The 22,586-nt window shown below is 71.6% G+C and carries 19 protein-coding genes; 7 read left to right on the forward strand and 12 right to left on the reverse strand.

Annotated elements, in window-relative coordinates; translation table 11 throughout:
• Positions 1-138: 138 nt before the first annotated feature.
• Complete coding sequence (locus OHB04_RS06605; protein ID WP_326686745.1) at positions 139-1,875, forward strand: L-lactate permease; 1,737 nt, start codon at positions 139-141, stop codon at positions 1,873-1,875.
• A gap of 36 nt (positions 1,876-1,911) precedes the next feature.
• Here OHB04_RS06605 and OHB04_RS06610 read toward each other — a convergent pair whose 3' ends face one another.
• From OHB04_RS06610 to OHB04_RS06620, 3 genes are all read right to left on the reverse strand, one after another.
• Complete coding sequence (locus tag OHB04_RS06610) at positions 1,912-3,246, reverse strand: DEAD/DEAH box helicase (protein WP_442815079.1); 1,335 nt, start codon at positions 3,244-3,246, stop codon at positions 1,912-1,914.
• A 362-nt stretch (positions 3,247-3,608) separates the two neighbouring features.
• Positions 3,609-3,812 carry a cold-shock protein gene (locus OHB04_RS06615; protein WP_028436804.1) on the reverse strand — a complete coding sequence of 68 codons (204 nt, stop codon included), beginning with the start codon at positions 3,810-3,812 and terminating at the stop codon, positions 3,609-3,611.
• Between the two features lie 308 nt (positions 3,813-4,120).
• Positions 4,121-5,104, reverse strand: a complete 984-nt coding sequence (locus tag OHB04_RS06620) for a multicopper oxidase domain-containing protein (protein ID WP_326807012.1) — start codon at positions 5,102-5,104, stop codon at positions 4,121-4,123.
• 244 nt (positions 5,105-5,348) lie between these two features.
• Here OHB04_RS06620 and OHB04_RS06625 point away from each other — a divergent pair, with 244 nt between their 5' ends.
• Complete coding sequence (locus OHB04_RS06625; RefSeq protein ID WP_326807013.1) at positions 5,349-7,835, forward strand: ThuA domain-containing protein; 2,487 nt, start codon at positions 5,349-5,351, stop codon at positions 7,833-7,835.
• Positions 7,836-7,894: 59 nt separating this feature from the next.
• Positions 7,895-9,853 (forward strand): OmpL47-type beta-barrel domain-containing protein, encoded by a 1,959-nt coding sequence (locus OHB04_RS06630; protein ID WP_326686749.1) that lies wholly within the window; start codon positions 7,895-7,897, stop codon positions 9,851-9,853.
• A 248-nt stretch (positions 9,854-10,101) separates the two neighbouring features.
• Here the strand turns inward: OHB04_RS06630 and OHB04_RS06635 are convergent, their stop codons facing one another.
• Positions 10,102-10,626: a TerD family protein gene (locus OHB04_RS06635; RefSeq protein WP_326686750.1), complete on the reverse strand. Its 525-nt coding sequence runs from the start codon at positions 10,624-10,626 to the stop codon at positions 10,102-10,104.
• 113 nt (positions 10,627-10,739) lie between these two features.
• Here OHB04_RS06635 and OHB04_RS06640 point away from each other — a divergent pair, with 113 nt between their 5' ends.
• Complete coding sequence (locus tag OHB04_RS06640) at positions 10,740-11,474, forward strand: phage holin family protein (protein ID WP_326807014.1); 735 nt, start codon at positions 10,740-10,742, stop codon at positions 11,472-11,474.
• Here the strand turns inward: OHB04_RS06640 and OHB04_RS06645 are convergent.
• Together OHB04_RS06645 and OHB04_RS06650 are read right to left on the reverse strand one after the other, a co-directional pair.
• Positions 11,462-12,124, reverse strand: a complete 663-nt coding sequence (locus tag OHB04_RS06645; protein ID WP_326807015.1) for a DsbA family oxidoreductase — start codon at positions 12,122-12,124, stop codon at positions 11,462-11,464. The genes OHB04_RS06640 and OHB04_RS06645 overlap by 13 nt on opposite strands.
• Positions 12,125-12,268: 144 nt before the next feature.
• The gene (locus tag OHB04_RS06650) at positions 12,269-12,976 is read right to left on the reverse strand and encodes an SDR family NAD(P)-dependent oxidoreductase (protein WP_326807016.1); all 708 of its coding nucleotides are present in this window, start codon (positions 12,974-12,976) and stop codon (positions 12,269-12,271) included.
• A gap of 111 nt (positions 12,977-13,087) precedes the next feature.
• Between OHB04_RS06650 and OHB04_RS06655 the strand changes: the two genes are divergently transcribed.
• Positions 13,088-13,990: a helix-turn-helix transcriptional regulator gene (locus OHB04_RS06655; RefSeq protein WP_326807017.1), complete on the forward strand. Its 903-nt coding sequence runs from the start codon at positions 13,088-13,090 to the stop codon at positions 13,988-13,990.
• 212 nt (positions 13,991-14,202) lie between these two features.
• Positions 14,203-15,462, forward strand: a complete 1,260-nt coding sequence (locus OHB04_RS06660) for a DUF1266 domain-containing protein (RefSeq protein WP_326686755.1) — start codon at positions 14,203-14,205, stop codon at positions 15,460-15,462.
• Between the two features lie 56 nt (positions 15,463-15,518).
• Here OHB04_RS06660 and OHB04_RS06665 read toward each other — a convergent pair whose 3' ends face one another.
• Both OHB04_RS06665 and OHB04_RS06670 read right to left on the reverse strand, forming a co-directional pair.
• On the reverse strand, positions 15,519-15,926 hold the full coding sequence (locus OHB04_RS06665) for a RidA family protein (protein ID WP_326807018.1): 408 nt from the start codon (positions 15,924-15,926) through the stop codon (positions 15,519-15,521).
• 93 nt (positions 15,927-16,019) lie between these two features.
• Positions 16,020-16,982 (reverse strand): TIGR03557 family F420-dependent LLM class oxidoreductase, encoded by a 963-nt coding sequence (locus OHB04_RS06670; RefSeq protein WP_326807019.1) that lies wholly within the window; start codon positions 16,980-16,982, stop codon positions 16,020-16,022.
• Positions 16,983-17,064: 82 nt separating this feature from the next.
• Between OHB04_RS06670 and OHB04_RS41755 the strand changes: the two genes are divergently transcribed.
• Complete coding sequence (locus OHB04_RS41755) at positions 17,065-17,406, forward strand: hypothetical protein (protein ID WP_442814784.1); 342 nt, start codon at positions 17,065-17,067, stop codon at positions 17,404-17,406.
• Positions 17,407-17,425: 19 nt separating this feature from the next.
• Here the strand turns inward: OHB04_RS41755 and OHB04_RS06680 are convergent, their stop codons facing one another.
• The 4 genes from OHB04_RS06680 to OHB04_RS06695 all read right to left on the reverse strand — a co-directional run bounded on the left by OHB04_RS06680 (position 17,426) and on the right by OHB04_RS06695 (position 22,489).
• The gene (locus OHB04_RS06680; RefSeq protein ID WP_326807020.1) at positions 17,426-19,021 is read right to left on the reverse strand and encodes a hypothetical protein; all 1,596 of its coding nucleotides are present in this window, start codon (positions 19,019-19,021) and stop codon (positions 17,426-17,428) included.
• An 85-nt stretch (positions 19,022-19,106) separates the two neighbouring features.
• On the reverse strand, positions 19,107-20,459 hold the full coding sequence (paaK, locus tag OHB04_RS06685) for a phenylacetate--CoA ligase PaaK (RefSeq protein WP_326807021.1): 1,353 nt from the start codon (positions 20,457-20,459) through the stop codon (positions 19,107-19,109).
• Positions 20,456-20,905 (reverse strand): hydroxyphenylacetyl-CoA thioesterase PaaI, encoded by a 450-nt coding sequence (paaI, locus tag OHB04_RS06690; protein WP_326686760.1) that lies wholly within the window; start codon positions 20,903-20,905, stop codon positions 20,456-20,458. Before paaI ends, paaK begins: the two co-directional genes overlap by 4 nt.
• Before the next feature lie 57 nt (positions 20,906-20,962).
• A complete protein-coding gene (locus tag OHB04_RS06695; RefSeq protein ID WP_326807022.1) occupies positions 20,963-22,489 on the reverse strand; it encodes a hypothetical protein in 1,527 nt (508 codons plus the stop codon).
• Positions 22,490-22,586: the final 97 nt, after the last annotated feature.

The raw sequence follows: 22,586 nt of genomic DNA on the forward strand, positions 1-22,586 counted from the left end.
TGACGCTCCGGAGCGGGCAGAGGCCGATTTCATCGCCGCTGTTCTCCCTCTTGCCCCATCCGTACCCGCCAGGGACTCTTAGACCGTCATCGACGCAGGTCAGGCGAACGAGATTCCCGGAGTAGGTGAAACACGGACATGTACCGTCCCGATCTCTCTCCCGTGGCCGACAGCCTCGCGCTGTCCTCCCTCGTGGGGGCGCTGCCGCTGCTGACGCTCTTCGTGCTGCTGGGCGGGCTGCGGCTCAAAGCACACTGGGCGGGGCTGGCCGCGCTGGGTGTCTCCGTCGTGGTGGCGGTGACGGCGTACGGAATGCCGCTGGACCTGGCCCTGTTGGCGGGCACCGAGGGCGCGGCCTTCGGGCTCTTCCCGATCATGTGGATCGTGCTGGCGGCGCTGTGGGTCTACCAGCTCACCGTGGTCAGCGGCAGGTTCGAGGATCTGCGCCGCTCCTTCAACCTGGTCAGCGGCGACCCCCGCGTGCAGGCGCTCATCATCGCCTTCTGCTTCGGCGCGCTGCTGGAGGCGCTGGCCGGGTTCGGCGCTCCGGTCGCGATCACTGGCGTGATGCTGATGGCGCTCGGCTTCTCACCGGTACGTGCCGCGGTGACGGTGCTGGTGGCGAACACCGCACCGGTGGCGTTCGGCGCGATCGCCACCCCGATCATCACCGCCGGGAGCCTCACCAAGATCGACTACGAGGAGATCGGTGCGTACGTCGGCCGACAGACCCCGGTGCTCGCGCTGTTCGTACCGTTGCTGCTCGTCGCGCTGGTGGACGGGGTGCGCGGGATACGGCAGACGTGGCCGGTCGCGCTGGTGTGCGGGGCCGTGTTCGCGGCGGCGCAGTTCGTGAGCGCCACCTGGATCTCCGTCGAACTGACCGACATCATCGCCTCGTTGGCCGCGCTGGCCGCCGTGGTCGGGTTCTTGCGGGTGTGGCGGCCGGTCGACGGGGAGCGGGTGCGCGAGGATCTGCGGCGCGCGGCGGAGCAAGAGCGGCGGGAGGCGGGCGACGAGGCACACGGTGAGCCGGCCGGTGAGACGCGCGACGAGGCGACCCATGAAGCCCGTGGCGGTGCGGACGGTGGGACGGACACGGGCGGGGACAGGGACGGCCGGAGGATCGCGGGGCCCCGGGTGCTGATGGCCTTCGTGCCGTACCTGATCGTGATCGCGGTCTTCTCCGTGGCCAAACTCTGGGACCCCGCCAAGGAGTTCCTGGCCGACAGCGATGTGGAGGTGAGCTGGCCGGGGCTGGACGGCGAGGTGCTCAACGCCGCCGGCGAGCGGTCCACCACAACCGTCTATGTCTTCCCGTGGCTCTCCTCGCCCGGCTCGCTGCTCCTGCTGTGCGGGCTGCTGGTGGCCGCGGTCTACCGGGTGCGCGCGCTCGATGCCGTACGGGAGTTCGGGCGTACGGTGGCGACGCTGCGCTGGGCGCTGCTGACGGTCGGCTCGGTGCTGGCGCTGGCGTACGTGATGAACCTGTCGGGCCAGACGATCACCATCGGCACCTGGATCGCGGGGGCGGGCGCCGCCTTCGCCTTCTTCTCCCCGCTCCTGGGCTGGCTCGGCACGGCCGTCACCGGCTCGGACACCTCGGCCAACGCGCTGTTCGCCACGCTCCAGCAGACGGCGGCCGGCAAGGCGGGGCTGGACCCTACGCTGCTGGTCGCCGCGAACACCTCGGGCGGCGTAGTGGGCAAGATGATCAGCCCGCAGAACCTCACCATCGCCGCCACGGCCGTCGGACTGGTCGGCAAGGAGGCGGTGCTCTTCCGCCGCGCGATCGCCTGGAGTCTGCTGCTCCTGCTCGTCATGTGCGTGCTGGTGTTCCTCCAGTCGCACATGCTCGCGTGGATGCTGCCGTAGCCCGAGGGGTCGGGCGCGAAGCCGCCACGGCAGGGGTCAGGCGGCCTTCTTCCGAGACTGCGGGTTCCGCGAGCGGCGGCTGCGCCCGCGCGCCGCAGTGGTGCTCTTGCTGCCGGTGCCGTTGCCACCGGTGCTGCCCTTCCCGCCGTTCCGTCCGCGTCCCGCGCGGGAGGAGGAGGCCGCCTTCTGCGGGGTGGCCGGCGCGGCGGTCGGGAGGGCGACCGGTATCCCGGAGGGGGTCCGGGCGCCGGTGAGGCGGGCCAGTTCGTCGTCGCCGGGGCGCGCACGCAGGGCTGTCGCGTCGACCCTGGCCTGCTTCAGGAGGCGGTCCATGTCGCGCCGCTCCTCGGGCAGGACGAGCGTGACGACGCTGCCCGAGGCCCCGGCACGGGCGGTGCGCCCGCCACGGTGCACATAGTCCTTGGGGTCGGTCGGCGGGTCGACGTTGACGACCAGGTCGAGGTCGTCGATGTGGATGCCGCGCGCCGCGATGTTGGTGGCGACCAGGACGGTGGCCTCGCCGGACCGGAAGTGGTCCAGCGCGCGGTTGCGCTGAGGCTGGGTCCTGCCGCCGTGGAGGGCGACCGCGCGGACCCCGTTGTTCAGCAGCGACTTGGTGAGCCGGTCCACGGAGCGCTTGGTGTCGCGGAACATCAGGACGCGCCCCTCCCGTGCGCCGATGTGCGCGGCGACGGCGAGCTTGTCGTCCGAGGCGACGTGCAGGAGGTGGTGGTGCATATCGGTCACGACACCGGCCGAGGGGTCGACGGAGTGCACGACGGGGTCGGTCAGGAAGCGCCGCACCAGGCGGTCGACCTCGGCGTCCAGCGTCGCGGAGAACAGCATGCGCTGCCCGTCCGGCTCCACCTGCTTCAACAGTGCGGTGACCTGCGGCAGGAAGCCCATGTCGGCCATCTGGTCGGCCTCGTCGAGCACCGCGACGCGCACGTCCCCCAGCTCACAGTCGCCACGCTCTATCAGGTCCTTGAGCCGCCCCGGTGTGGCCACGAGGATCTCGGCGCCGGCCCGGAGCACATGGATCTGACGGGAGAGCGAGACGCCGCCGACGACGGTGGCGGTACGCAGCCGCAGCGCGCGGGCGTGGGGGGTGAGCGCGTCCGTGACCTGCTGCGCCAGCTCTCTCGTCGGCACGAGCACCAGCGCGAGCGGGCGGCGGGGTGCGGCGACGTGGCCCGCCGTCCTGGCCAGCAGCGCCAGGCCGAAGGCCAGGGTCTTCCCGGAGCCGGTGCGTCCGCGTCCCAGCACATCGCGTCCGGCCAGCGCGTTGGGCAAGGTGGCGGCCTGGATCGGGAAGGGGACGGTCACGCCCTGCCGGGTCAGCGTGTCCAGCAGCGGCGCGGGCAGGTCCATGTCGGCGAAGGCGTGGACGGCCGGGAGCGCGGGGGTACCGCTGGTCGGCACCGCGAACTCACCCGCGGTGCGGGGCTGCGGGGCCGCCTTCTGGCCGCCGGAGCGGGCCGGGCGCTGGGCGCGTGCGGGACGGTCGCGCTGAGGGCGCGGGGAGCGGCGGGTGCTCGGCGAGCGTTGGGTCACGTGGACTGCCTTCCTCGGTGCGGCGCGTCGGGGCCGTCGCGAGGGCCCACGCTGCCCGTACGGGGGGAGCGGGTGGGGTGAACAGGGAGCGAAAAGAGGTGAACAGAACTGCGGGAGCCCAAAGCACGGCGCTGGGGCCCGCACCTGGACGGTGCGGGCCCCAGCGTTACGACGCGCGATCAGGCAGGAGTGATGTTCTCCGCCTGCGGGCCCTTCTGGCCCTGCGTGACGTCGAAGTTGACCTTCTGGCCCTCGTGCAGCTCACGGAAACCCTGGGCTGCGATGTTCGAGTAGTGGGCGAAGACGTCAGCGCCGCCACCGTCCTGCTCGATGAAGCCGAAGCCCTTTTCCGAGTTGAACCACTTCACGGTGCCAGTTGCCATGTTTTTCTCCTTCAGGGTGGCTGGGAGCCGCGCACTTCGCGGGCCCCACGTCGCCGCGTTGACCCCATCCAGAAAGAACTCCGGAAAACAAAAGCGCCCGAGCTACGAAGCTCGGGCGCACATAAGTCATGGGTACCAAAACTGCAACAGGTCAAACGTACCACGCTCCCGCCGGGAACGGAATCGGTGTCGATCACCGAAGCTGATCACCGGAGCGGCGCCGGCCCACGGCACGAGCCACGACCACCGGCCACCGGCCACCGGCCACCGGCCACCGGCCACCGGCCACCAGAGCAGCGTCGTCACCCTCAGTGGTGGTCACCGTGACCGGGGACCGTGCCGTCCGGCTTGGCGATCAGCAGCAGGCCCGCCATCCCCATGTCGGAGTGGCTCTGGACGTGGCAGTGGTACATCCACGCGCCCGCGCCCACGCCCTCCCCGGCGATCAGCTGGAAGCCGAAGGAGTCGGCCGGGCCGGTGATCTTGGTGTCGATCACCGCACTGTGGTCGTCAGGGCCCTGGAGCAGCCCGGTGCGGTTGTCGGCCCAGCGGTGACCGTGCACATGGAACGTGTGGTAGTACTCACCGTGCGTGATCATGATGATCTCGATGCGGTCGCCGACCGTGGCCTTGAAGTCGGGCGCCTTCTTGAGATTGTTGGTGGTCATGTCGTTGAAGACGACGGTGAACTGCCGGTCGGGGTCCGGGAGGATGTCGCCTTCGCGGCGCACGATCGCTGGCCCGTACAGGCCGTTGCGGATGCCTCCGGTGCCGTGTTCCGTCCCCACCACGTGATCGTGGTAGTGCCAGTACCCGGCACTCCCGGGGCGCCAGCTGCCGTCCTTGCGCCGGCCCGGCGCGTGGGTGCGCCAGGTGTAGGTGCGGGTCTCGCCGGGCTCGACGTGGCCGTTGTTCATCTTGGTGCCGTCGTTGGCGATGTCGTAGTCGACGCCGTGGGGGTGGAGGCTGGCGGCGACGTCCATGGTGTTCTCGAACTCGATGTGCAGGGTGTCGCCCTCGATCAGCTCGATCAGGGGGCCGGGAATAGTCGCCTTGCCCTTCTCCAGGCCGTATCCCATCTGCCCGTCGGCGAGCTTCTCCGCGTACATCTTGATGCGCCGCGTGGCGCCGCCCTTGCCCGCGCGGCGCGGCTCGGCGGCGGCCGACGGGGCGGCCTGCGAGGACTGGGAGGCGGCAGTCAGTGCGCTGCCGCCGACCGCGGCGACGGCCCCCGAGGCGAGGAGGCGCCTGCTGAAGGCGCGTCGGGTGTGGTTGCTGGCGGTTCCGGTCATCGTTCTCCCCCGGGCGAGGCCAATGGTGCGCAGCGTGAGGCGAGTTGAGCGGATCACCTGGGACCGTAGCGCCCGTCTCCCTGTTTATCCACACTCAGGACAAAGTTCGTTGAGTTGCGGTCATAGCTCTTGGCGAAGTGCCAAAAGAGGTCTAGCTTCAGCCACGTTTCTGTGACAGAAGAGGGGTGGATCGCTCATGCGGCACGAACCGCGTCAAAGACCCTCACAACGGCGAGGGCTGAGCATGTTCAGGCCGGGCCCCGCACGGCGGAGATCCCGGCGCAGACGAGTCGCCGTACTCCTGGCCGGGGCGCTGGCCGCCGGTCTGCTCAGCGCACCCGCGCTCGCGGGCCAGGCACCCGACCGGTCCGTGCCCAAGCTGGATCTGCCGAGCCCGCCGGGCGGCGAGGACGTGCGCGTCCTGGTCTTCCACGGCGCCACGGGCGAGGAGTCCCCCACCGTCAACGCCGGGATCGAGGCCATCGAGAAGATCGGGCAGCAGGGCCCGGCGCAGGAGCGGTTCACCATCAAGGCCACCGGTGACCCCGCCATCTTCACCCAGCCCAAGCTGGGCAAGTTCAACGCCGTGGTCTTCCTGGCCGGGGACGGCGACGCGCTCGATCCCGAGCAGGAGGCGGGTCTGGAGAGCTACCTGGAGGCGGGCGGCGGCTTCCTGGGCGTCCATGACGCGGCGCGCGCCGAGCCGTACTCGGACTGGTTCACCGGCCTGATCGGCGCCCGGCCCGCCGCGAACAGCCCCGAGAAGACGCAGCGCGCCACCGTCGAGGTCGGCGACCGCCAGCACCCGGCGACCAAGGACCTGCCCGTCGAGTGGAAGCGCCCCGACAAGTGGCTCAACTGGAAGGAGAACCCCTCCGGTTCCGTCCACACGGTCGCCCGGGTGCGCACCAACACCTACGACCCCGGCGAGAACTCCGGCGGCTGGGACCACCCGGTCTCCTGGTGCCGTGACTACGACGGCGGGCGGTCCTTCTACACCGCCATGGGCGGCACGGCCGCCAGCTACGAGGAGACCGACTTCCGCAGCCATCTGCGCGGCGCCCTGATGTGGACGACGCGGCTGGAGCGCGCCGACTGCCAGGCGGCGATCTCCTCGAACTACGAGGCCAAGCGCGTCACCCAGCCCAACCAGCCGGGCAAGAACGACCAGATCGGCGAGCCGCACGGCGCGGTCACCGCCAAGGACGGCCGGGTCTTCCACATCGGCAGGGGCGGCGCCGACGCGGACCAGCCGGTGGTCACCGACTGGAACAACCCCGACATCGGCAAGGGCAAGGGCCAGGTCCACATCTACGACCCCAAGACCGGCAAGTCCACGCTGGCCGGTGAGCTGACCGTCTTCGGCAACAAGGGCGGCGGCGACGAGCTGGTCAAGAACGAGGAGGGCCTGCTCGGCATCGAGCTGGACCCCGGCTTCGCCAGCAACGGCTGGGTCTATCTGCACTACACCCCGCACAGCGAGATCAACCGGGACACGCACATGGCCGAGCGCCGTGTCTCCCGCTTCACCCTGGACAAGGCCAACGACAAGCTGGTCATGGACTCGGAGAAGGTCCTGCTCAAGTGGCCCGTGCAGATCCACAGCTGCTGTCACGCGGGCGGCGGCATGGCCTGGGACTCCAAGGACAACCTCTACATCGCCACCGGGGACAACAACTCCTCGCAGTTCTCCGAGGGCTACTCGGGCAACAACCCCCAGCCCAACTTCAAGGGTGTCTCCTTCGCCGACGCGCGCCGCACCGCGGGCAACACCAACAACCTCAACGGCAAGATCCTGCGCATCCACCCCGAGGACGACGGCACCTACACCCGGCCGGACGGCAACCTGTTCACCGGCAAGGAGACGGACGAAGGCGGCGGCAAGACCCGCGGGGAGATCTATGTGATGGGCGTGCGCAACCCCGCGCGCATCTCCGTCGACAAGAAGACCGACACCCTGTACGCGGGCTGGGTCGGCCCCGACGCCGCCGAGCCGAGCACCACCTGGGGGCCGGCGAAGTACGACACGTTCGCCCGGATCAACAGCGCGGGCAACCAGGGCTGGCCGTACTGCATGGGCAACAAGCAGCCCTACCGCGACCGCAATCTGCCCGACCCGAGCAAGCCGCTGGGCTGGTACGACTGCGACCACCTCAAGAACGAGTCCCCCAACAACGACGGCCTCGTCAGCATCCCGCCCGCCCGGTCCAACAACATCTGGTACTCCCCCCAGGGCGGCGGACCCGACTACCCGCGCGACGCCGACGGCGTGCCCAGCTACAAGATCTCCGAGCAGAAGCTCACCCTGCCCTGGCTCAAGGGCGGCGGCCAGGCCACGATGAACGGCCCGGTCTACCGCTACGACAAGGACAGCGCTTCCAAGGACAAGTGGCCCTCCTACTGGGAGGGCAAGTGGTTCGTCGGCGACTTCTACGACGCCGACCAGCCGCGCCACGCCGTGGTGATGCCCGAGGGCGACGCGGTGGGCGCACCACCCGTCCACGCGGAGAGCCTCAAGAAGATCATCCCGGTCGGCGAGAAGGGCATCCGCAACCTGATGGACTGGAAGTTCGCCCCGGACGGCTCGCTGTACGTCCTCGACTACGGGCGCGGCTTCTTCACCTCCGACGACAAGTCGGCGCTGTGGCGTGTCACCTACAAGGGCGGCGAACCCACCCCCGCGGCCGGTGACATGGCCGAACCGGCGCTGCGGAAGGAAGCGGGCCGATGAGATTCAGACGGGCTGAACGGGTACGGAAACCGGGCCGCGCGAGGACACGGGGCCGAGTCATGACCCCCGCCTCGCGCGCGCGGCGGGAGCGGCGCAGGCTGCTGACCGCCATGCTGGCCGCGCTGCTGATGGTGCTGGGCCTCACCTCCGCCACCGCGTGGGGGCAGGGCTCGGACCAGGGCGCGAAGAAGGCGGCCGGTCCCGACACCAAGGCCGAGCAGGTGCTGACCTGGACGGCCAACGACGACATGACCAAGTACGCCTCGGCTCCCACCACGGCGGTGGCGGGCAAGGCGACCATCGTCTTCGAGAACAGCACCGCCACCGGCAACACGTCCGGGATGTCGCACACTCTCACCTTCGACACCTCCAACCCCGACTACAACCAGGATGTCGACCTCAACATCCTCGCCAGCCCCGTGGACTCCAACGGCGGCAAGCACACCGCGGAGGTCACCCTCACCCCGGGCACCTACCGCTACCACTGCACCATCCCGGGGCACCTCGCGATGCAGGGCACCCTGGTGGTCACGGGAGACCCCCCGGGGGACGACACCACGCCGCCGGAGACCTCGGCCAAGGTCGAGGGCGAGAAGGACTCCGCGGGCGACTACCTGGGCAGCGCCACCGTCACCGTGACCGCCTCGGACGCCGAATCGGGCGTGGACAAGATCGAATACGCCCTGGGCGACGGCGCGTTCCAGACCTACACCGCGCCGGTGACGGTCAAGGACACCGGCAGTCACACCGTCCGCTACCGCGCGAGCGACAAGGCGGGCAATACGGCGGCGGAGAAATCGGTGACCTTCACGGTGGTCGAGCCACCGGACGAGGACACCACTCCCCCGGTCGCGAAGGGCAAGGCCGAGGGCAAGAAGAACTCGGACGGCCACTTCGTGGGCAAGGCGACGGTCACGGTGACCGCGACGGACGACAAGTCGGGGGTCGCCAAGACCGAGTACTCCCTCGACGGCGGCCCGTACCTCACCTACTCCGATCCGGTGGTCATCGACCGCGCCGGACATCACTCCGTCACCTACCGGGCGACGGACAAGGCGGGCAACACCTCCGAACCCGCCGAGCTGTCCTTCCGGGTGGTCGCGGGCGGCGGGGTGCCCTCGCCGGACTGCCCCGAGTACGACGAGCGGCTGACCGTCATCGTCGGAACGATCGACTCGGGCGTGCCCAACCGCATGACCCAGCGCCGCTGCACCATCAACGAACTGATCGAGGACGAGAAGGAGTGGACCTCACAGGCGCTGTTCCTCAAGCACGTGCGCGGGGTCACCGCGGGGCTGGTCACCGACGGTGTGATCGTCGCCCGTGAGCAGAAGCTCATCAACCAGGCCGCCAAGAAGTCCGGCATCGGCACCCCGGGGCAGGAGAGCGGGTACCGCGACCTGTTCGACGGGAGCAAGGAGAGCTTCGCCAAGTGGGAGCACGTCGGCGGCGGGGCCTTCGGCCTCAACGACGACGGCACCATGACCAGCAGCTCGACCGTCGACGGCATGGGCATGCTGTGGTATCCGCAGCGCAAGTACGCGGACTTCTCGCTCAAGCTCCAGTTCCGTGACGACGCGCCGGGCAGCGGCAACGCCAACAGCGGTGTGTTCGCGCGCTTCCCCGACGTCCATGACCATCCGGAGGAGTCCCGGCCCGAGTGGGTGGCCATCAAGTACGGCCACGAGCTCCAGATCAACGACCGTGCCGACGGGGACATGTACAAGACCGGCTCCGTCTACGGCTTCGACCGCGTGGGCCTGGCCGGTGCCGGGGTCACCCCCAAGGGCACGTGGAACGACTACGAGGTCCGCGTGATCGGGCAGCACTACGAGATCTACCGCAACGGCGTGCTGCTCAACGAGTTCGAGAACAACGGCGGGCAGGTGTTCAACCCGCCGCGTGACGACGACCCGGGCACGGACGGGAGGCGCTACGCCTCGGGGTACGTGGGCCTCCAGACCCACAGCACCTCGGACGTCGTGTCCTACCGCAACGTGCGGATCAAGGAGCTCTGAGCGCTCCGCGGGAAGTGCCGAGAGGTTGTGTCGTTCGGCTGCGACTACGTCGTGGCTGGTCGGGTCCGCGCGGCGGAGCCGCATATATGACACAGCCCCGCGCCCCTTCGGGGCACGACCGGGCCCCATGGGACTTCGGCGAGGCCGCTCAGTGCCCCTGGGCGGTTCCTCGAAGAGCGGCTCCGGTGCGGCGGGATCTCCCGCCGCACCGGAGCCGCTCGCTCGTCAGGCACGGCCCGTCAGGCTCGTCAGGCGCGGCCCATCACGGAGGTGAACTCCTCCGAGGCGCCGTCGTATCCGCGCAGCACCACCTTGTGGTGCCACTCGCCCGCCTCGCCCCGGGCGAACTCCGCGACGGTGGCGGCCGTCGCCGGGGCCACCCCCGTGAAGTCGCTCTGCGACAGCTCCTCGTAGCCCTCACGGATGCGCACGGCGGGGTTGGCGATCTCACCGAACGTCTTGTGACCCTCGCCCTGCTGGATGGCGACCCCGACCACGACCCGGGTGTAGTTCGGCGCCAGGCGCCCCAGCTCCAGCGTCATCACCTCGTCCGAACCGAAGCCCTGGCCGTTCTGGCTGTCGCGGTTGAGAGTGATGGTGCCGTCCGGCGAACGGCTGTCGAAGTGCACGAGGTACGCGGGCTCCCCGTAGGGCGCGTCGGCTGTGTATGTGGCGGCGACAATGTCGAGGTCGTGAGGCGCGGCGCCCAGCGGGCTGGGGTCCCACCTGAGGGTGACCTCCACCTTGTCGATCCCTTTGTTGAGACTGCTCACCTGATGTCCCCTCCTCCGGCCGCCAACTGACTGGATCTTCGCGGCCTTTCCATCTTGCCACGGTGGCGGCGGACAGGTGCGTCAGGCCGGAACCAAGGGGTACTCGGCGCGCTATGAGTGACAAGGCGATCTACCCGGGCGCGGACACCTCCCACGGCGCCGCTCCGGCAGGAGACCTGTCCGAGCCGATGGCGCACCTCGTCCGCGAGCAGCTCAAGGCGGTGGAGGAGGAGATGCGCGCCGAGGTGCGCGCACGCGTCAGCACCCGCACGGTCAAGCTCAACGCGGGGGCCGGGGCTGCCACGCTGTACGGAGGAGGCGCGCTGGTCGCGGCCGTTGGGCTGGCCCTCGCTCTGGTCCTGCCCGGCTGGGCGGCGTTCCTGATCGTCGCGGGCGCGCTGTTCGCCCTCGCGGCGGCCCTCCGGAACGCGGCGCGGGGTCACGGGCCGGACCGCGTGGCGCCACCCACCCCTTCGTCCGCTTCGTCCGCGCCCGCACGGGCGCGGACGGCGGCTGACGCGGCACGGGCCGCGACCGCGGGTGCGACAGCGGCAGCGGGGGCGAGGGCGGGGGCGGGAACGGCAGCCGCTCCGGCGCGCCCCGCGCCGCCCACTCCGGAGGCGGCGCCCCAGGCCCCGTCGGCACCGCCGGTCCCGGAGGCGGCACCGCCGGTCCCGGAGGCCACGCCTCGGGCGCCGTCCGTACCGGCGGCACCGCCCGTTCCGGAGGAGGCCCCCGCCGTGCCGCCTGTTCCCGAGGAGGCCCCCGCGAAGTCGGCTCCTTCCGCGCCGCCGACCGGGCCGGATCCGCAGGGCCCGGAGCCGCAGACCCCGCGTCACCCGGCCTGAGGGCCGGAGCGGTTCACCTCCGCGGGAGACCCCCGCAGAAGGGTCAACAGCTCTTTCTCCGTGGGCTCCTCGCCGAGGACGGGCCGGCCGTCGAGGAAGAAGGCCGGGCCCGTCTCGCTGCCCAGGGTGCGGGTGCGGGCGAGTTCGTCGCGGAGGTGTCCGGTGAGATCGGTGAGGTCCGTGAGGCCGGTGCCGGTATCCACGCCGGTTTCGGCGGCCAGGCGGGCGAGGACGGCCGGGTCGGCGATGTTGAGACCGTCGGTGAAGTAGGCACGGAAGAGGCGCTCGGCGACCGGGAGGGCCAGCCCCTGCGGAGCTGCCCGCGCGAGGAGATGGTGCGCGGCGAAGGTGTTGGTGAACACGGCGTGGCCGAAGCGGAGCCGGAGCCCGTCCTCGCGGCCCGTCGTGGTGTCGGCACGTATCCGGCGGGCGGTCTCCTCACCCCGGTCTCGCCGGTGCACCTCGAACAGGGGCTCGCCTTCGGGGGAGGCGTCCGGGCGGACCTGGAAGGGCCGCAGCACGAGTTCGGCACCTTGCCCCTCGGCGCGCACCGTCTCCAGGGCGCGGCGGGCGCGGGTGAAGGCGAGGTAGGAGCGGGCGCACACGAAATCGTGGACCAGGTCGAGGCGGACGGGGCGTTGGCTGGGCATGGCGGCTTCTTCCGTCGTTCCTGCTGTCATTCCTGGTGCCGTTCCTGCTGTCGTTCCTGCTGTCGTTCCTGCTGTCGTTCCTGGTGCCGGACGCGCTGTCGGAGGCCACTGTCGGAGGCGCTGTCGGAGGCGCTGCGGGCCGAGTCACCAGGGGATCGGCCCCCCGGTCGCGAGGTAGCCGCCGGTGGGGCCCTCCGGCCCGATGGTGGCCATCCGCACGATGATCTCCGCTCCCTCGGCCACGGTCCTGCCGCCGGCGTGGCCGTTGAAGTCGGTCGCGGTGCAGCCGGGGTCGACGGCGTTGATACGGAAGCCCGGCAGGGCGTGCGCGTACTGCGCGGTGAGCATGTTGAGCGCCGCCTTGGACGAGGCGTAGGCGAGCCCCGGTATCCAGTCGGGCACGGCGCGGGCACGCGCTTCGGGGTCGCCCACGGCGGCGAGGGAGCCCAGGCCGCTGCTGACGTTGACGACGACGGGAGCGGCGGCGGCACGCAGCAGGGGCAAGAACGCGTGGGTGGTGCGGACGACGCCGAAGACGTTGGTGTCGTACACCGTGTGCAGCTCGGCGGCCGTCATCCGGTCGGCGGGGCGGTCGGGGCCGGGGATTCCGGCGTTGTTGACGAGCACGTCGAGGTGGTCGGTGCGCTCCCGCAGCAGCTTGGCCGCCGCTCGTACGGATTCCTCGTCGGTGACGTCGAGCGGCAGCGCGTGCCCGCCGGTCTCCCTCGCGGCGCGCTCGCCGCGCTCCGCGTCCCGGGCGCCGAGGTGGACGGTGTGTCCGGCGGCGGCCAGCCGCCGTGCTGTCTCCAGGCCCAGGCCCCGGGTGGCCCCGGTGATCAGTGTGGTGGTCATGGCTCCAGCCTCGGCGCTCCGCGGGTTTCCGGGCAGCGGCAGGTTCTTCCTGGTAATGGCGTTACCAGGAACAGGCCTTGCCTCTCGGTCCGCAGGCCGGACACTGGAGTGATGGCCGCACCACCCCTCGATCCCCCTCCCGCCGACGGGCCCGGCACCAACGAGCTGGGCCGTGCGCTGCGCCGCTGGCGGGGCCGCACCGACCCGGCCGGCACCGGGCTGCCCGTCGGCCGCCGGCGCAGGACCTCGGGGCTGCGCCGCGAGGAACTGGCGGCACTGGCCGGAATGTCCGTCGACTACGTCGTACGGCTGGAGCAGGGCCGGGCCTCCTCGCCCTCGGCGCAGATCCTCACCGCGATGGCGCGGGCGCTGCGGCTGTCGGAGGAGGAGCGGCGGCATCTGTTCCTGCTGGCGGGCCGCCGACCGCCCTCGGACGGGCGGATGCCGGCCCGGCTGACGCCGGGGGTGCGGCGGCTGCTGGAGCAGCTGCACGCCACGCCGGTCGGCGTGTTCGACGCGGCATGGACGCTGTTGGCATGGAATCCGCTGTACGCGGCGCTGATGGGCGATCCGGGGCGGCTTCGCGGGTGGGAGCGCAACATCCTGTGGCGTCACTTCTCGGGCCGTCCCGAGCGGGTGAGCCACAGCGCCGAGCAGGCGGCGCGCTTCGAGGCGGCGGCGGTCGCCGATCTGCGGGCGGCCACGGCCCGCTATCCGTCCGACCCGCAGCCGCGCTCGCTGACCGCCGAACTGCACACGCTCAGCGAGCGCTTCACCCGTCTGTGGGACGCGCACGCGTGCGGCGCGCACACCATGAGCAGCAAGACGGTGCACCACCCCGAGGCCGGTCCGCTCGAGCTGGACTGCGATGTGCTGGTGGTGCCCGGCAGCGAGCTGCGGGTGGTCATCCACACGGCTGCCGCCGGGACCGACGGCGCGGCCAAGCTGGCGCTGCTGGGTACGGACGCGCGCCCCGACCCGGCGGTTCGGCCCGCTCCCGTCCTGGAGCTCTGACGAGGAGCGGCCACTGGCCTCTCAGGCTCCCGGACGCCCTCCGCGGGAGCGGCGGGCCCGGCGACGCGGCCCCGGGCAGCGGGCGGTAGCGTGCATCCGTTCGATCATGCAAGTGCCCGCCGCGCGCCCACGCGGGTCGCGCGGCGGGCACTTCGACGGCAGGCGACGGAGCCCGCGGGCAACGGGGCCGGCGGGCGGAACGGGGCGCACGGATGTACACGGTGGGCGAACAGGACGAGCATGACGAGATCTTCCCCGTCATCGAGATCCCCGAGGGCGAGTTCTGGCAGGCCCCCGGCGACCTGGAGCGCCGGCTCTACAAGCTGTGCGAGGTCGAGGAGAGCTACACCTACCTGCGCACTCTGGCCGCCCACGGCGTCTACCACGCGGTCCCGCTGACCGAGAGCGTCCGCGACCCCCTCAAGCGCAAGCTGCTGACCAGCGAGATCGAGGGCAGCGACGGAGAGACCCGGGTCATCACGCAGGTGTACACCGACGGTGTGCTGCCCAGGCCGCACCCGTATGTGGTCTACGAGTTCATCACCCTGGGGGCACTCGCCCGTATCTGCCCGCCCGAGGTCGGCGTCCTCGTCGTCAACGCCGCGACGCCGTGCCAGGAGATGTTCCTCGTCGACGACGAGGAGCGCGAGGTGTGGCTCGACCTGCACGAGGATTTGTTCGACCCGGACGCGCTCGCCGACCGGATCGTCACCCGCCGCACCGGGGCTCCCGAGCCCGGCCCGCTGCTGCACGGCCTCGCCTGCGGTGCGCACCTGTGCTACGGGAACGGCGATCCGTGGAACACCCTCGACTGGCACGGCGCGGGATACAGCAACGAGGTGGAGCGCCTGGAGGAGTCCTGGGACGTGCGCGTGCGCGAGGACTGGCTCGAAATCCAGGAGCGGCTGCTGAAGTGCGAGGTCAGCCCCTGGGTCTGGGACTACGTGCTCGGGGCGCGTCACGCGCTGGCCGGCGAGCACGGCCGCCCGGTGGACCCCGGCCTGTGGCGGGACTGTGTGGAGGCCAACCTGCGCGACGGGCTGGCCGACACCGAGGGCCCGCACTTCGAGTCCTTCGTCGCCGGACTGCGCGGCCTGGTCGGCAAGATACTGCGCTACGAGTCCCGCTTCCGCGCCGACGGCCTGCTCGGTCCCGGCGATACGGTCCGCACCATCGCGGCCTGGGACCTGGGCCGCGCCTCGAAGATGGCCCGCTGGGGCCGGGGCGCCCGCTACGCGACCCGGGCGGAGATGCACGAGGCGCTGGAGCGGGTGAGCGCGGGGGTCCAGCAGTCGTACCTCTCCTGGGGGGAGTTCTCGGCCGCGTATGTCATGGGCCGCTGCCTGCACTTCGACGAGGAGCGCTTCGGCGACTGGTACACCTCCGTGCTGGCGGCGCACAAGGCGCTGGACGAGCGGCCCGGCAGCCCGTGGGACCTCGTTCCGTTCAGGCTGCCGGACCGGTCGCTGTGACGCTGGGGTCGCTGTGACGCCGGTGTCGCTGTGACGCGGGCGGAGCTTGGCCGTGGTCAGCCGACCACGGCGGCGACCGCCTCGATCTCCACGAGCTGGTCGGAGTAGCCGAGGACGGTCACGCCCATCAGCGTGCTGGGCACGTCGTGTTCACCGAGCGCGTCGCGGTAGACCTCCCAGGCGCTGAGAAGGTCCTCCCGGCGGGTGGTGGCCACCAGGACGCGAGTGCTGATCAGGTCCTCCGGCGTCGCCCCCGCCTCCTGGAGCGCCACCCGCAGGTTGTCCACGCACTTCGCCGCCTGGCCCGCGTAGTCCCCGACGGGGGCGATCGTGCCGTCCTCTTCGAGCGGACAGGCACCGGCCAGGAACACCGGCCGCGCCTCGGCGGACGCGGTGGCAGCGTAGGCGTATTCGGCGACGTCCGACAGCGTCGCCGAGCGGATGAGTGTCACGGCACGCGCCACGACGTTCCCCTTTGGTGAGAGTCCCGATGAAAGTCGTAACCACAGATCACCGGCCATGCTCTCACCCTGTGCAACCAGTTTTCCGGGGCGTGCTCAGCTCTCCAACCGGCGCAGCGGGCCGGCCAGTTCGCTGCGGTAGAAGTCCATGAAGCCGTCCGGGTCGGGGCCGGCGTTCATCAGGACGAGGCGGTCGAAGCCCGCCTCGGCGAAGGGCTTGGCGACCTCCAGGAACCGCTTGGGGTCGCTCCCGCAGGCGAACCGGCCGCGGATGTCCTCCTCGCGGACCGTGGCGGTGGCCGCGTCGAAGTTGACCGGGTTGGGCAGCTCGCTCATCACCTTCCAGCCCGTCACGGCCCACCGGAAGTACTCCAGGGCCGAGCGGGCCGCTGTCGTCTCGTCGTCCGCCCACGCCATCGGCACCTCCGCGTAACGGGGCCCGGTGCCGCCCGCCTGGCGGTAGTGCCGCACGATCTGCGGCTTCTCCTCGGTGGCGAACAGCCCGTCCCCCAGCTCCGCGGCGATCCGGCAGGACGCGGGGCCGCTCGCGGCGACGGCGATCAGCGGGGACTTCGGCGGCAGGTCGAAGACCCTGGCGTCCTCCAGTTGCAGGTACTTGCCCTCGTAGGAGCGGTAGCCGCCCTGCCACAGCAGCCGGATGATCTCCAGCGCCTCCCGCAGCATCACATGCCGCTCGGTGACGGGGGGCCACCCCCCGCCGATCACATGTTCGTTCAGCCGCTCGCCGGAGCCCACGCCGAAGACGAAGCGCCCCTCCGAAACGAGCGCGAGGGTGGCGGCGGCCTGGGCGACGACGGCCGGGTGATAGCGCAGGGTCGGGCAGGTCACCCCGGTGACCAGCTCGACGCGTTCGGTCCTGGCGGCGACGGCACCCAGGACGGTCCAGATGAACGAGGAGTGCCCCTGACCGTCCAGCCAGGGGTGGTAGTGGTCACTCATCTCGACGAAGTCGAAGCCGGCCGCCTCTGCGGCGACCGCCTGCCGGATGAGTTCCTGGGGGCCGTACTGCTCGGACGCGAGCTTGTAACCGATCTGCATGTCTGGCTCCTTGGTCGCTTCCCCCCTCGGGTTGCCTCCAGCCGCTACGCACACTCCCACCGACCCTCGGCGCCACCCGGGTGTGACACGACGCCTCGGGGGAACCGCCGGATCCGACACCTCCGCCCGCGTGAAGGAGGCGGCGACGCGGAAGATCTCGGACCGGTCGGTGCTGGTGACGGGCGGCTCCAGAGGGCTGGGGCTGATGGAGCGCGGCGGCGTGGACCGGCTGGCGGCGCTGACGGCGGCCATCGACGTGGTGCGGCGCGGCGGGAGGGTGTCCATCTCCGGTGTCTACGGCGGCGCGCTGGACCCGCTGGGCGTCGGCCACTTCACCACCCACACCCTGTCCCTGGAGGAGGGGCCGAACGCCTACGGCACCTCCAGTGCAAGAAGGAGGACGGGATGGTCAAGACCCTGCTGAAGCCCTCGGGGGGCCGAGTTCAGCTCCAGCGGGCCAGCAGCGCGGCGCAGTAGGTGTCGACGCCCATCGGCGGGGTCGGCGGCGGCGCGGGATGGATCGCGGCGACCAGGGGCGGGATCGCCGGGGACCAGGCGCGCAGCGGGAGCCAGGCCGCGACGTGCGCCTGCTCGCGGTCGGTGCCGGGCCGCCCGGTGCCGCCGACGTCGTGGCGCATCCGGGGCCGCCGGTCCCGCTCACCGGGGTCCACGACGTGCCGGGTGAAGGCCGCGGCCACCGCGTGCAGGTCACCGTCGGTGAAGACCGGCGGCAGGCCGCGCGTGCGGTGGTACAGGTGCAGGAAGTCGAGGTCTATGAGGGCGTGGGTGACGTCCTCGGGGACGGTGACGGGCGCGTACGAGGGGCGGTAGAGGGAGCCGTCCCGGTCCGGGTGGCCGGTCGCCGTCCAGCCGCTGTGGACGCGGCCGAAGCCGGGCCAGTACGGCCACACCGCGACGCCGTCGCGGCGGGCCAGATCGTCACGCAGGGCGCGCGCCATGGCAGCGGCCCGCTCGGCGTACCCCTCCTCCCCCGTCAGCACGGCGAGGTGCGTCAGGGTGCGGCCCATGGCCAGGAATTCGTTCGTCGGCAGCTCGGCTCCGGCGAAGGACACCGGCTCGTCCGGCAGCCACCGGTAACAGCCGCGCCGGCCGGAGACCGGCTGCCACTGGTGGTCGTGCGCCCGCACGGCGCGCACCACGGCGTCCAGGTAGCCCTCCAGCCTGACCCGGACCGACGGCGGCACCACCCCGGCGGTCCGCTCGTCACGGGCCAGCCGGATGAGCCCGGCAAGGGGATACGTGATCATCCCGGTCTGCGCGGCCAGCGCCACCATGGCGGGGCGTACGCCGTACTCGCCCGCCTGTACGCGACGCCCCGGCGTCCCGCCCGCCCCGCTCCCGGGGCCGCCCGGCCCACCTGGACCGGAGGGGCCGGAGGGGCCGGGGAAGCCGGAGGGCCCGGGCGGCACCAGCCTGCCGGTGATGCCCCGGCTTTGCTCGTACGCCTCGTACAGCACGCGGTCGGCGCGCCTCGGGTCGGCGGGGTCCAGGCTGAGGCCGGGCACGGTGACGGCCGGGCGGTCGGGTCCGTGCACGGTGAGGCCGAAGCGTCCACCCTCCTCGGGACGTACGGTCACCCGCGCGTGCAGGGCGCGGGGCGGACAGACCGTCACCTCCAGCGCGGCGCGGCCCTGCTCGTCCTGGACGGTGGCGGTCGCCGCGGTGAACTTCCCCGCGGTGCTCCACACCGGCCCGCTGTGGCCCCGGTGGTCGGTGACGCCCCGCTCCTCGTCGCGGGCGGCGAGGACCCCGTCGATCAGCGCGGCGAGCCGCTCGGCGTAGGCGGGGTTTCCGGTGCGCTCGGCCATCAGCACATAGCCCTGCATCCGCCAGGAGATGCCCCAGCCGATGACACCGGCCCTGTTGTCCTCGGGCACCCCCGGTCCGGAGGGCGGGACGAGCCCGCTCTCCACCTCGTGGAAGCAGCGCACTCCGGTGCGGTGCTGCCGGGAGCCGCGCAGGACGAAGGGGAGGGCGAAGCGGAGACCCGACCGGGGCCGGGTGGATATGGCGCACATAGGATGAGTAAAACCCACAAACAGCGCACATGCCCCGGCGAGCTGCACCACCCCGGTGACCGGCCCGATCGGCGGGGGCTCCCGCCTACCCCCCGGCCATGCCGCGCAGATCCTTGACGCGGCGGAACTTGCCGACGGAGCGCTCGATCGTCTCCGGGTCCACGACCTCCACCTCGACCGTGACGCCGACGCTGTCCTTGACCCCCTGGAGGATGGCCGCCGCCGCGGCACCCCGCTCGTCCGTGGTGGCCTCCGGGCGCGCCTCCACGACGACCGCGAGGTGGTCCAGGCGACCGCGCCGGGTCAGCCGGAGCTGGAAGTGCGGGGCGACGGCGGGCCGGCGCAGCACGATCTCCTCGATCTGACTCGGGAAGACGTTGACGCCCCGCAGGATGATCATGTCGTCGCTGCGGCCGGTGATCTTCCGGATGCGGCGGAACGAGGCCCGCGCGGTGCCCGGCAGCAGCCGCGTCAGGTCGCGGGTGCGGTAGCGGATGACGGGCAGCGCCTGCTTGGTGAGCGTGGTCAGCACCAGCTCGCCCTCCTCGGCGGGCTCCTCGCCGAGCGGGTCCACGATCTCCGGGTAGATGTGGTCCTCCCACACGTGGAGCCCGTCCTTGGTCTCCACGCACTCCTGGGCCACACCCGGGCCCATCACTTCCGACAGCCCGTAGATGTCGACCGCGTGCAGGTCGAGCCGGTCCTCGATCTCGCGGCGCATCTCCTCCGTCCACGGCTCGGCGCCGAAGATGCCCACGCGCAGCGAGGTCGAGCGCGGGTCGATGCCCTGGCGCTCGAACTCGTCAAGGAGCGTGAGCATGTAGGTCGGGGTGATCATGATGATCTCGGGCCGGAAGTCCTGGATGATCCGCACCTGCCGGGCGGTCATGCCGCCCGAGGCGGGGATCACGGTGCAGCCGGCGCGCTCGGCACCGTAGTGCGCGCCCAGCCCTCCGGTGAACAGCCCGTATCCGTAGGAGACATGCACCTTGTGCCCCGGCCTGCCGCCCGCCGCGCGTATGCAGCGCGCGACCAGGTCGGCCCAGTTGTCCAGGTCACGCTGGGTGTAGCCGACGACCGTCGGACGACCCGTCGAGCCGCTGGAGGCGTGGATGCGGCGGACGCTGTCCATCGGCACGCCGAACATCCCGAACGGGTAGGTCTCACGCAGGTCGGCCTTGGTCGTGAACGGAAAGCGCGCCAGGTCCTCCAGCGTGCGGCAGTCCTCGGGCCGCACCCCGGCCGCGTCGAACTTGCCGCGGTACAGCTCGATGTCGTCGTACGCGTGCCGCAGCGTGGCCCGCAGGTGCGTGAGCTGGTGGGCGCGCAGCTCCTCGGGGCTCATCCGCTCACCGTCGTCGAGGAGCCCGTCCGGCGGCGGCTCCCCTCTCCTCCGGTCCGCCGTCATACCGTCCGCCGTCGCGCCGTCGCCCGTCATGCCGTCGCCCCTTCCGGGCCCGTGACGCCCGTACGGCTGCGGCTGCGGCCCCGGAACTCGGCGATCACCTGCTCGCCGCGCAGCACGCTCACGTCGTAGATGCCGCTGCGCCCGTATCTGGTCCGTTCGTGAGCCGTCGCGTCCAGCACGTCGCCCTCCCGTGCGGGCGCGACGAAGGTGATGTCCGCGCCCGCGGCGACCGTCACCGGGCCGTGGCTGTTGCAGGCGCAGGCGAAGGCCGTGTCCGCGAACAGGAACACGTAACCACCGTGCGCCGTCCCGTGCCCGTTGACCATCGCGTCCGTCACGGTCATCCGCAGCCGCGCGAACCCCTCACCGCTCTCGACCAGCTCGATCCCGAGCCCCTGAGAGGCCCGGTCCCCCGCGAACATCGCTTCCGCACCGTGCCGCACCCTCGCCTCCACGTACGTACGCCGACCGAACATTCGGTTAAGCGTCAGTAATCCAGCCTGCCGCGGGGCCTGTCAAGGGATCGTTCCGCCTCAGAATCCGGTCGCGGCACGTGCCTTCCGCCGCCGGACCAGCCAGTACGCGACGCCCGCCGCCAGCACTCCGGCGACTCCGGCACCCCACGGAAGGGCGGCACTCACGGCCCGGCTGGTACGCAGTTGTGAGGTGACGCCGCTGACCTTGAGCGGCATGGTCGCGCTGTCGTTCGCCCGACCGGGGTCGTGTGCGGGGAATTCCGCGCTGTGCCGCACCGCGGCCTTCGCGTGGGCGCCGGGCACCTTCCGGTCGACGCGCAGGGAGAGGGACTCGCCGTCCAGCCCGCCGGGGCAGGAGACCGTCCGGCCGTGGGTCTCGCACATGGGCTCGCCCGAGTCCTCCGGGACGCCGACCACCTTCGTGCCCTCGGGAGCGGTGAACCGGTAGGTGTAGGCCATGTAGTTGGGCGACTCCGTGCTGCCGTCGGGCCAGCGCTCGCGGGTACGGATCGGAACGCCGATCGTCTCGCCCTCCTTGGCGCGCAGCGTCCGGTGGGCCACCGAGACATCGACGTGCGAGTCCACCTTGATCCAGTCCCGCGGGGACTTCTCGAAGCGTCCGCCCTTCTCCGCGCCCTCCGCGTCCGGCTCCGTCTCCAGAGCGGGGTCACCGGGCCGCCCCTCGCGCCAGTTGTCATAGCGCTTGCTGTTCCGCACGAACTCACCGTCCGGGTCCAGGCCCGGGTCGTCGGGGCCGCCGATCGCGTAGGCGTCGACGTCGAGGGGGGTGTAGAGCAGGTGCTTCGGGACGTGGAAGTCCAGGGGACGGGTGAAGGAGACGGTCCCACCGGGGCGCGGGGCCTTGTCGAGCGTGCACAGCGCGGTCGAGGGCACTCCGACGTCCTTGCCGCAGTTGCGGTACGTGGCGGAGAGCGAGACGTCGTCGCCGCTGTGGAGGCGGATGCCGAATCCGTTCGCCGCGGGCACCTCGCCGCTCGCGCGGACCTTCAGCCGCAGTCGGGCCGTCCCTCCCGGCTGCTGCCGCTTCTTGTCGAAGTGGGCGCTCGCGGTGAAGCGGGGCACACCCACGACGACGTCGGTGCTCCGCCGTACCTTCTTGCCGTCCCCGGCGGACGCGGTGACGGTCACCTCCGCCTTGTCACCCGCCTCGCTCCCGCGTGCCGCGCTCAGCTCGAACGGGTTCACGGCCCTGGCCGAGGCGCCGACGCTGTACGAGCACGTGACGGCTTGCTTCGCGCCGCCCTCGGCACGGCAGTCCTTGCCCAGCTCACCGACGTCGGCGACACGGGAGAGCTTCCCGGTGTCGATCCGGACGCTGACCCGCTGCTTCCCCTTCCCCTCCCCCGCGCCGATCGCGAAGCCGAAGCGCGACTGCTCCCCATCCCCGTCCCCGCCCCGCTCCGGCAGATACCGCGTGCTCTGCGGCCCGACGAGCGTCACCGCGTCCTCACCCGCCTTCGGCGCCGCCACGGCGGACGACAGCTGCGGCAGGGCAAGGGCGGCACCGGCGAGCGCGGCGCACAGCACCGCGCACGGGGCATGTACCCGGGGTCGTATTCGCATACGGAATACGACCCTCCTTCCGCTCACGCGGTTCCACAGGGGGTTTGACCTGTCCCCGCGCGAAGGGGTAGGCCCTCGGGGCCTCGTCCCGGCCGCG

Origin of the sequence: Streptomyces sp. NBC_01775 (genome assembly GCF_035917675.1) — a bacterium.
In the GTDB taxonomy this organism is placed as follows: Bacteria; Actinomycetota; Actinomycetes; order Streptomycetales; family Streptomycetaceae; genus Streptomyces.

Excerpts from the sequence above, each read along its gene's own strand:
- OHB04_RS06605 (WP_326686745.1), top strand. The coding sequence starts at position 139 with ATGTACCGTCCCGATCTCTCTCCCGTGGCCGACAGCCTCGCGCTGTCC.
- OHB04_RS06610 (WP_442815079.1), bottom strand. The coding sequence starts at position 3,246 with ATGGACCTGCCCGCGCCGCTGCTGGACACGCTGACCCGGCAGGGCGTG.
- OHB04_RS06615 (WP_028436804.1), bottom strand. The coding sequence starts at position 3,812 with ATGGCAACTGGCACCGTGAAGTGGTTCAACTCGGAAAAGGGCTTCGGC.
- OHB04_RS06620 (WP_326807012.1), bottom strand. The coding sequence starts at position 5,104 with ATGACCGGAACCGCCAGCAACCACACCCGACGCGCCTTCAGCAGGCGC.
- OHB04_RS06625 (WP_326807013.1), top strand. The coding sequence starts at position 5,349 with ATGTTCAGGCCGGGCCCCGCACGGCGGAGATCCCGGCGCAGACGAGTC.
- OHB04_RS06630 (WP_326686749.1), top strand. The coding sequence starts at position 7,895 with ATGACCCCCGCCTCGCGCGCGCGGCGGGAGCGGCGCAGGCTGCTGACC.
- OHB04_RS06640 (WP_326807014.1), top strand. The coding sequence starts at position 10,740 with ATGAGTGACAAGGCGATCTACCCGGGCGCGGACACCTCCCACGGCGCC.
- OHB04_RS06645 (WP_326807015.1), bottom strand. The coding sequence starts at position 12,124 with ATGCCCAGCCAACGCCCCGTCCGCCTCGACCTGGTCCACGATTTCGTG.
- OHB04_RS06650 (WP_326807016.1), bottom strand. The coding sequence starts at position 12,976 with ATGACCACCACACTGATCACCGGGGCCACCCGGGGCCTGGGCCTGGAG.
- OHB04_RS06655 (WP_326807017.1), top strand. The coding sequence starts at position 13,088 with ATGGCCGCACCACCCCTCGATCCCCCTCCCGCCGACGGGCCCGGCACC.
- OHB04_RS06660 (WP_326686755.1), top strand. The coding sequence starts at position 14,203 with ATGTACACGGTGGGCGAACAGGACGAGCATGACGAGATCTTCCCCGTC.
- OHB04_RS06670 (WP_326807019.1), bottom strand. The coding sequence starts at position 16,982 with ATGCAGATCGGTTACAAGCTCGCGTCCGAGCAGTACGGCCCCCAGGAA.
- OHB04_RS06680 (WP_326807020.1), bottom strand. The coding sequence starts at position 19,021 with ATGTGCGCCATATCCACCCGGCCCCGGTCGGGTCTCCGCTTCGCCCTC.
- paaK (WP_326807021.1), bottom strand. The coding sequence starts at position 20,459 with ATGACGGGCGACGGCGCGACGGCGGACGGTATGACGGCGGACCGGAGG.
- paaI (WP_326686760.1), bottom strand. The coding sequence starts at position 20,905 with ATGTTCGGTCGGCGTACGTACGTGGAGGCGAGGGTGCGGCACGGTGCG.
- OHB04_RS06695 (WP_326807022.1), bottom strand. The coding sequence starts at position 22,489 with ATGCGAATACGACCCCGGGTACATGCCCCGTGCGCGGTGCTGTGCGCC.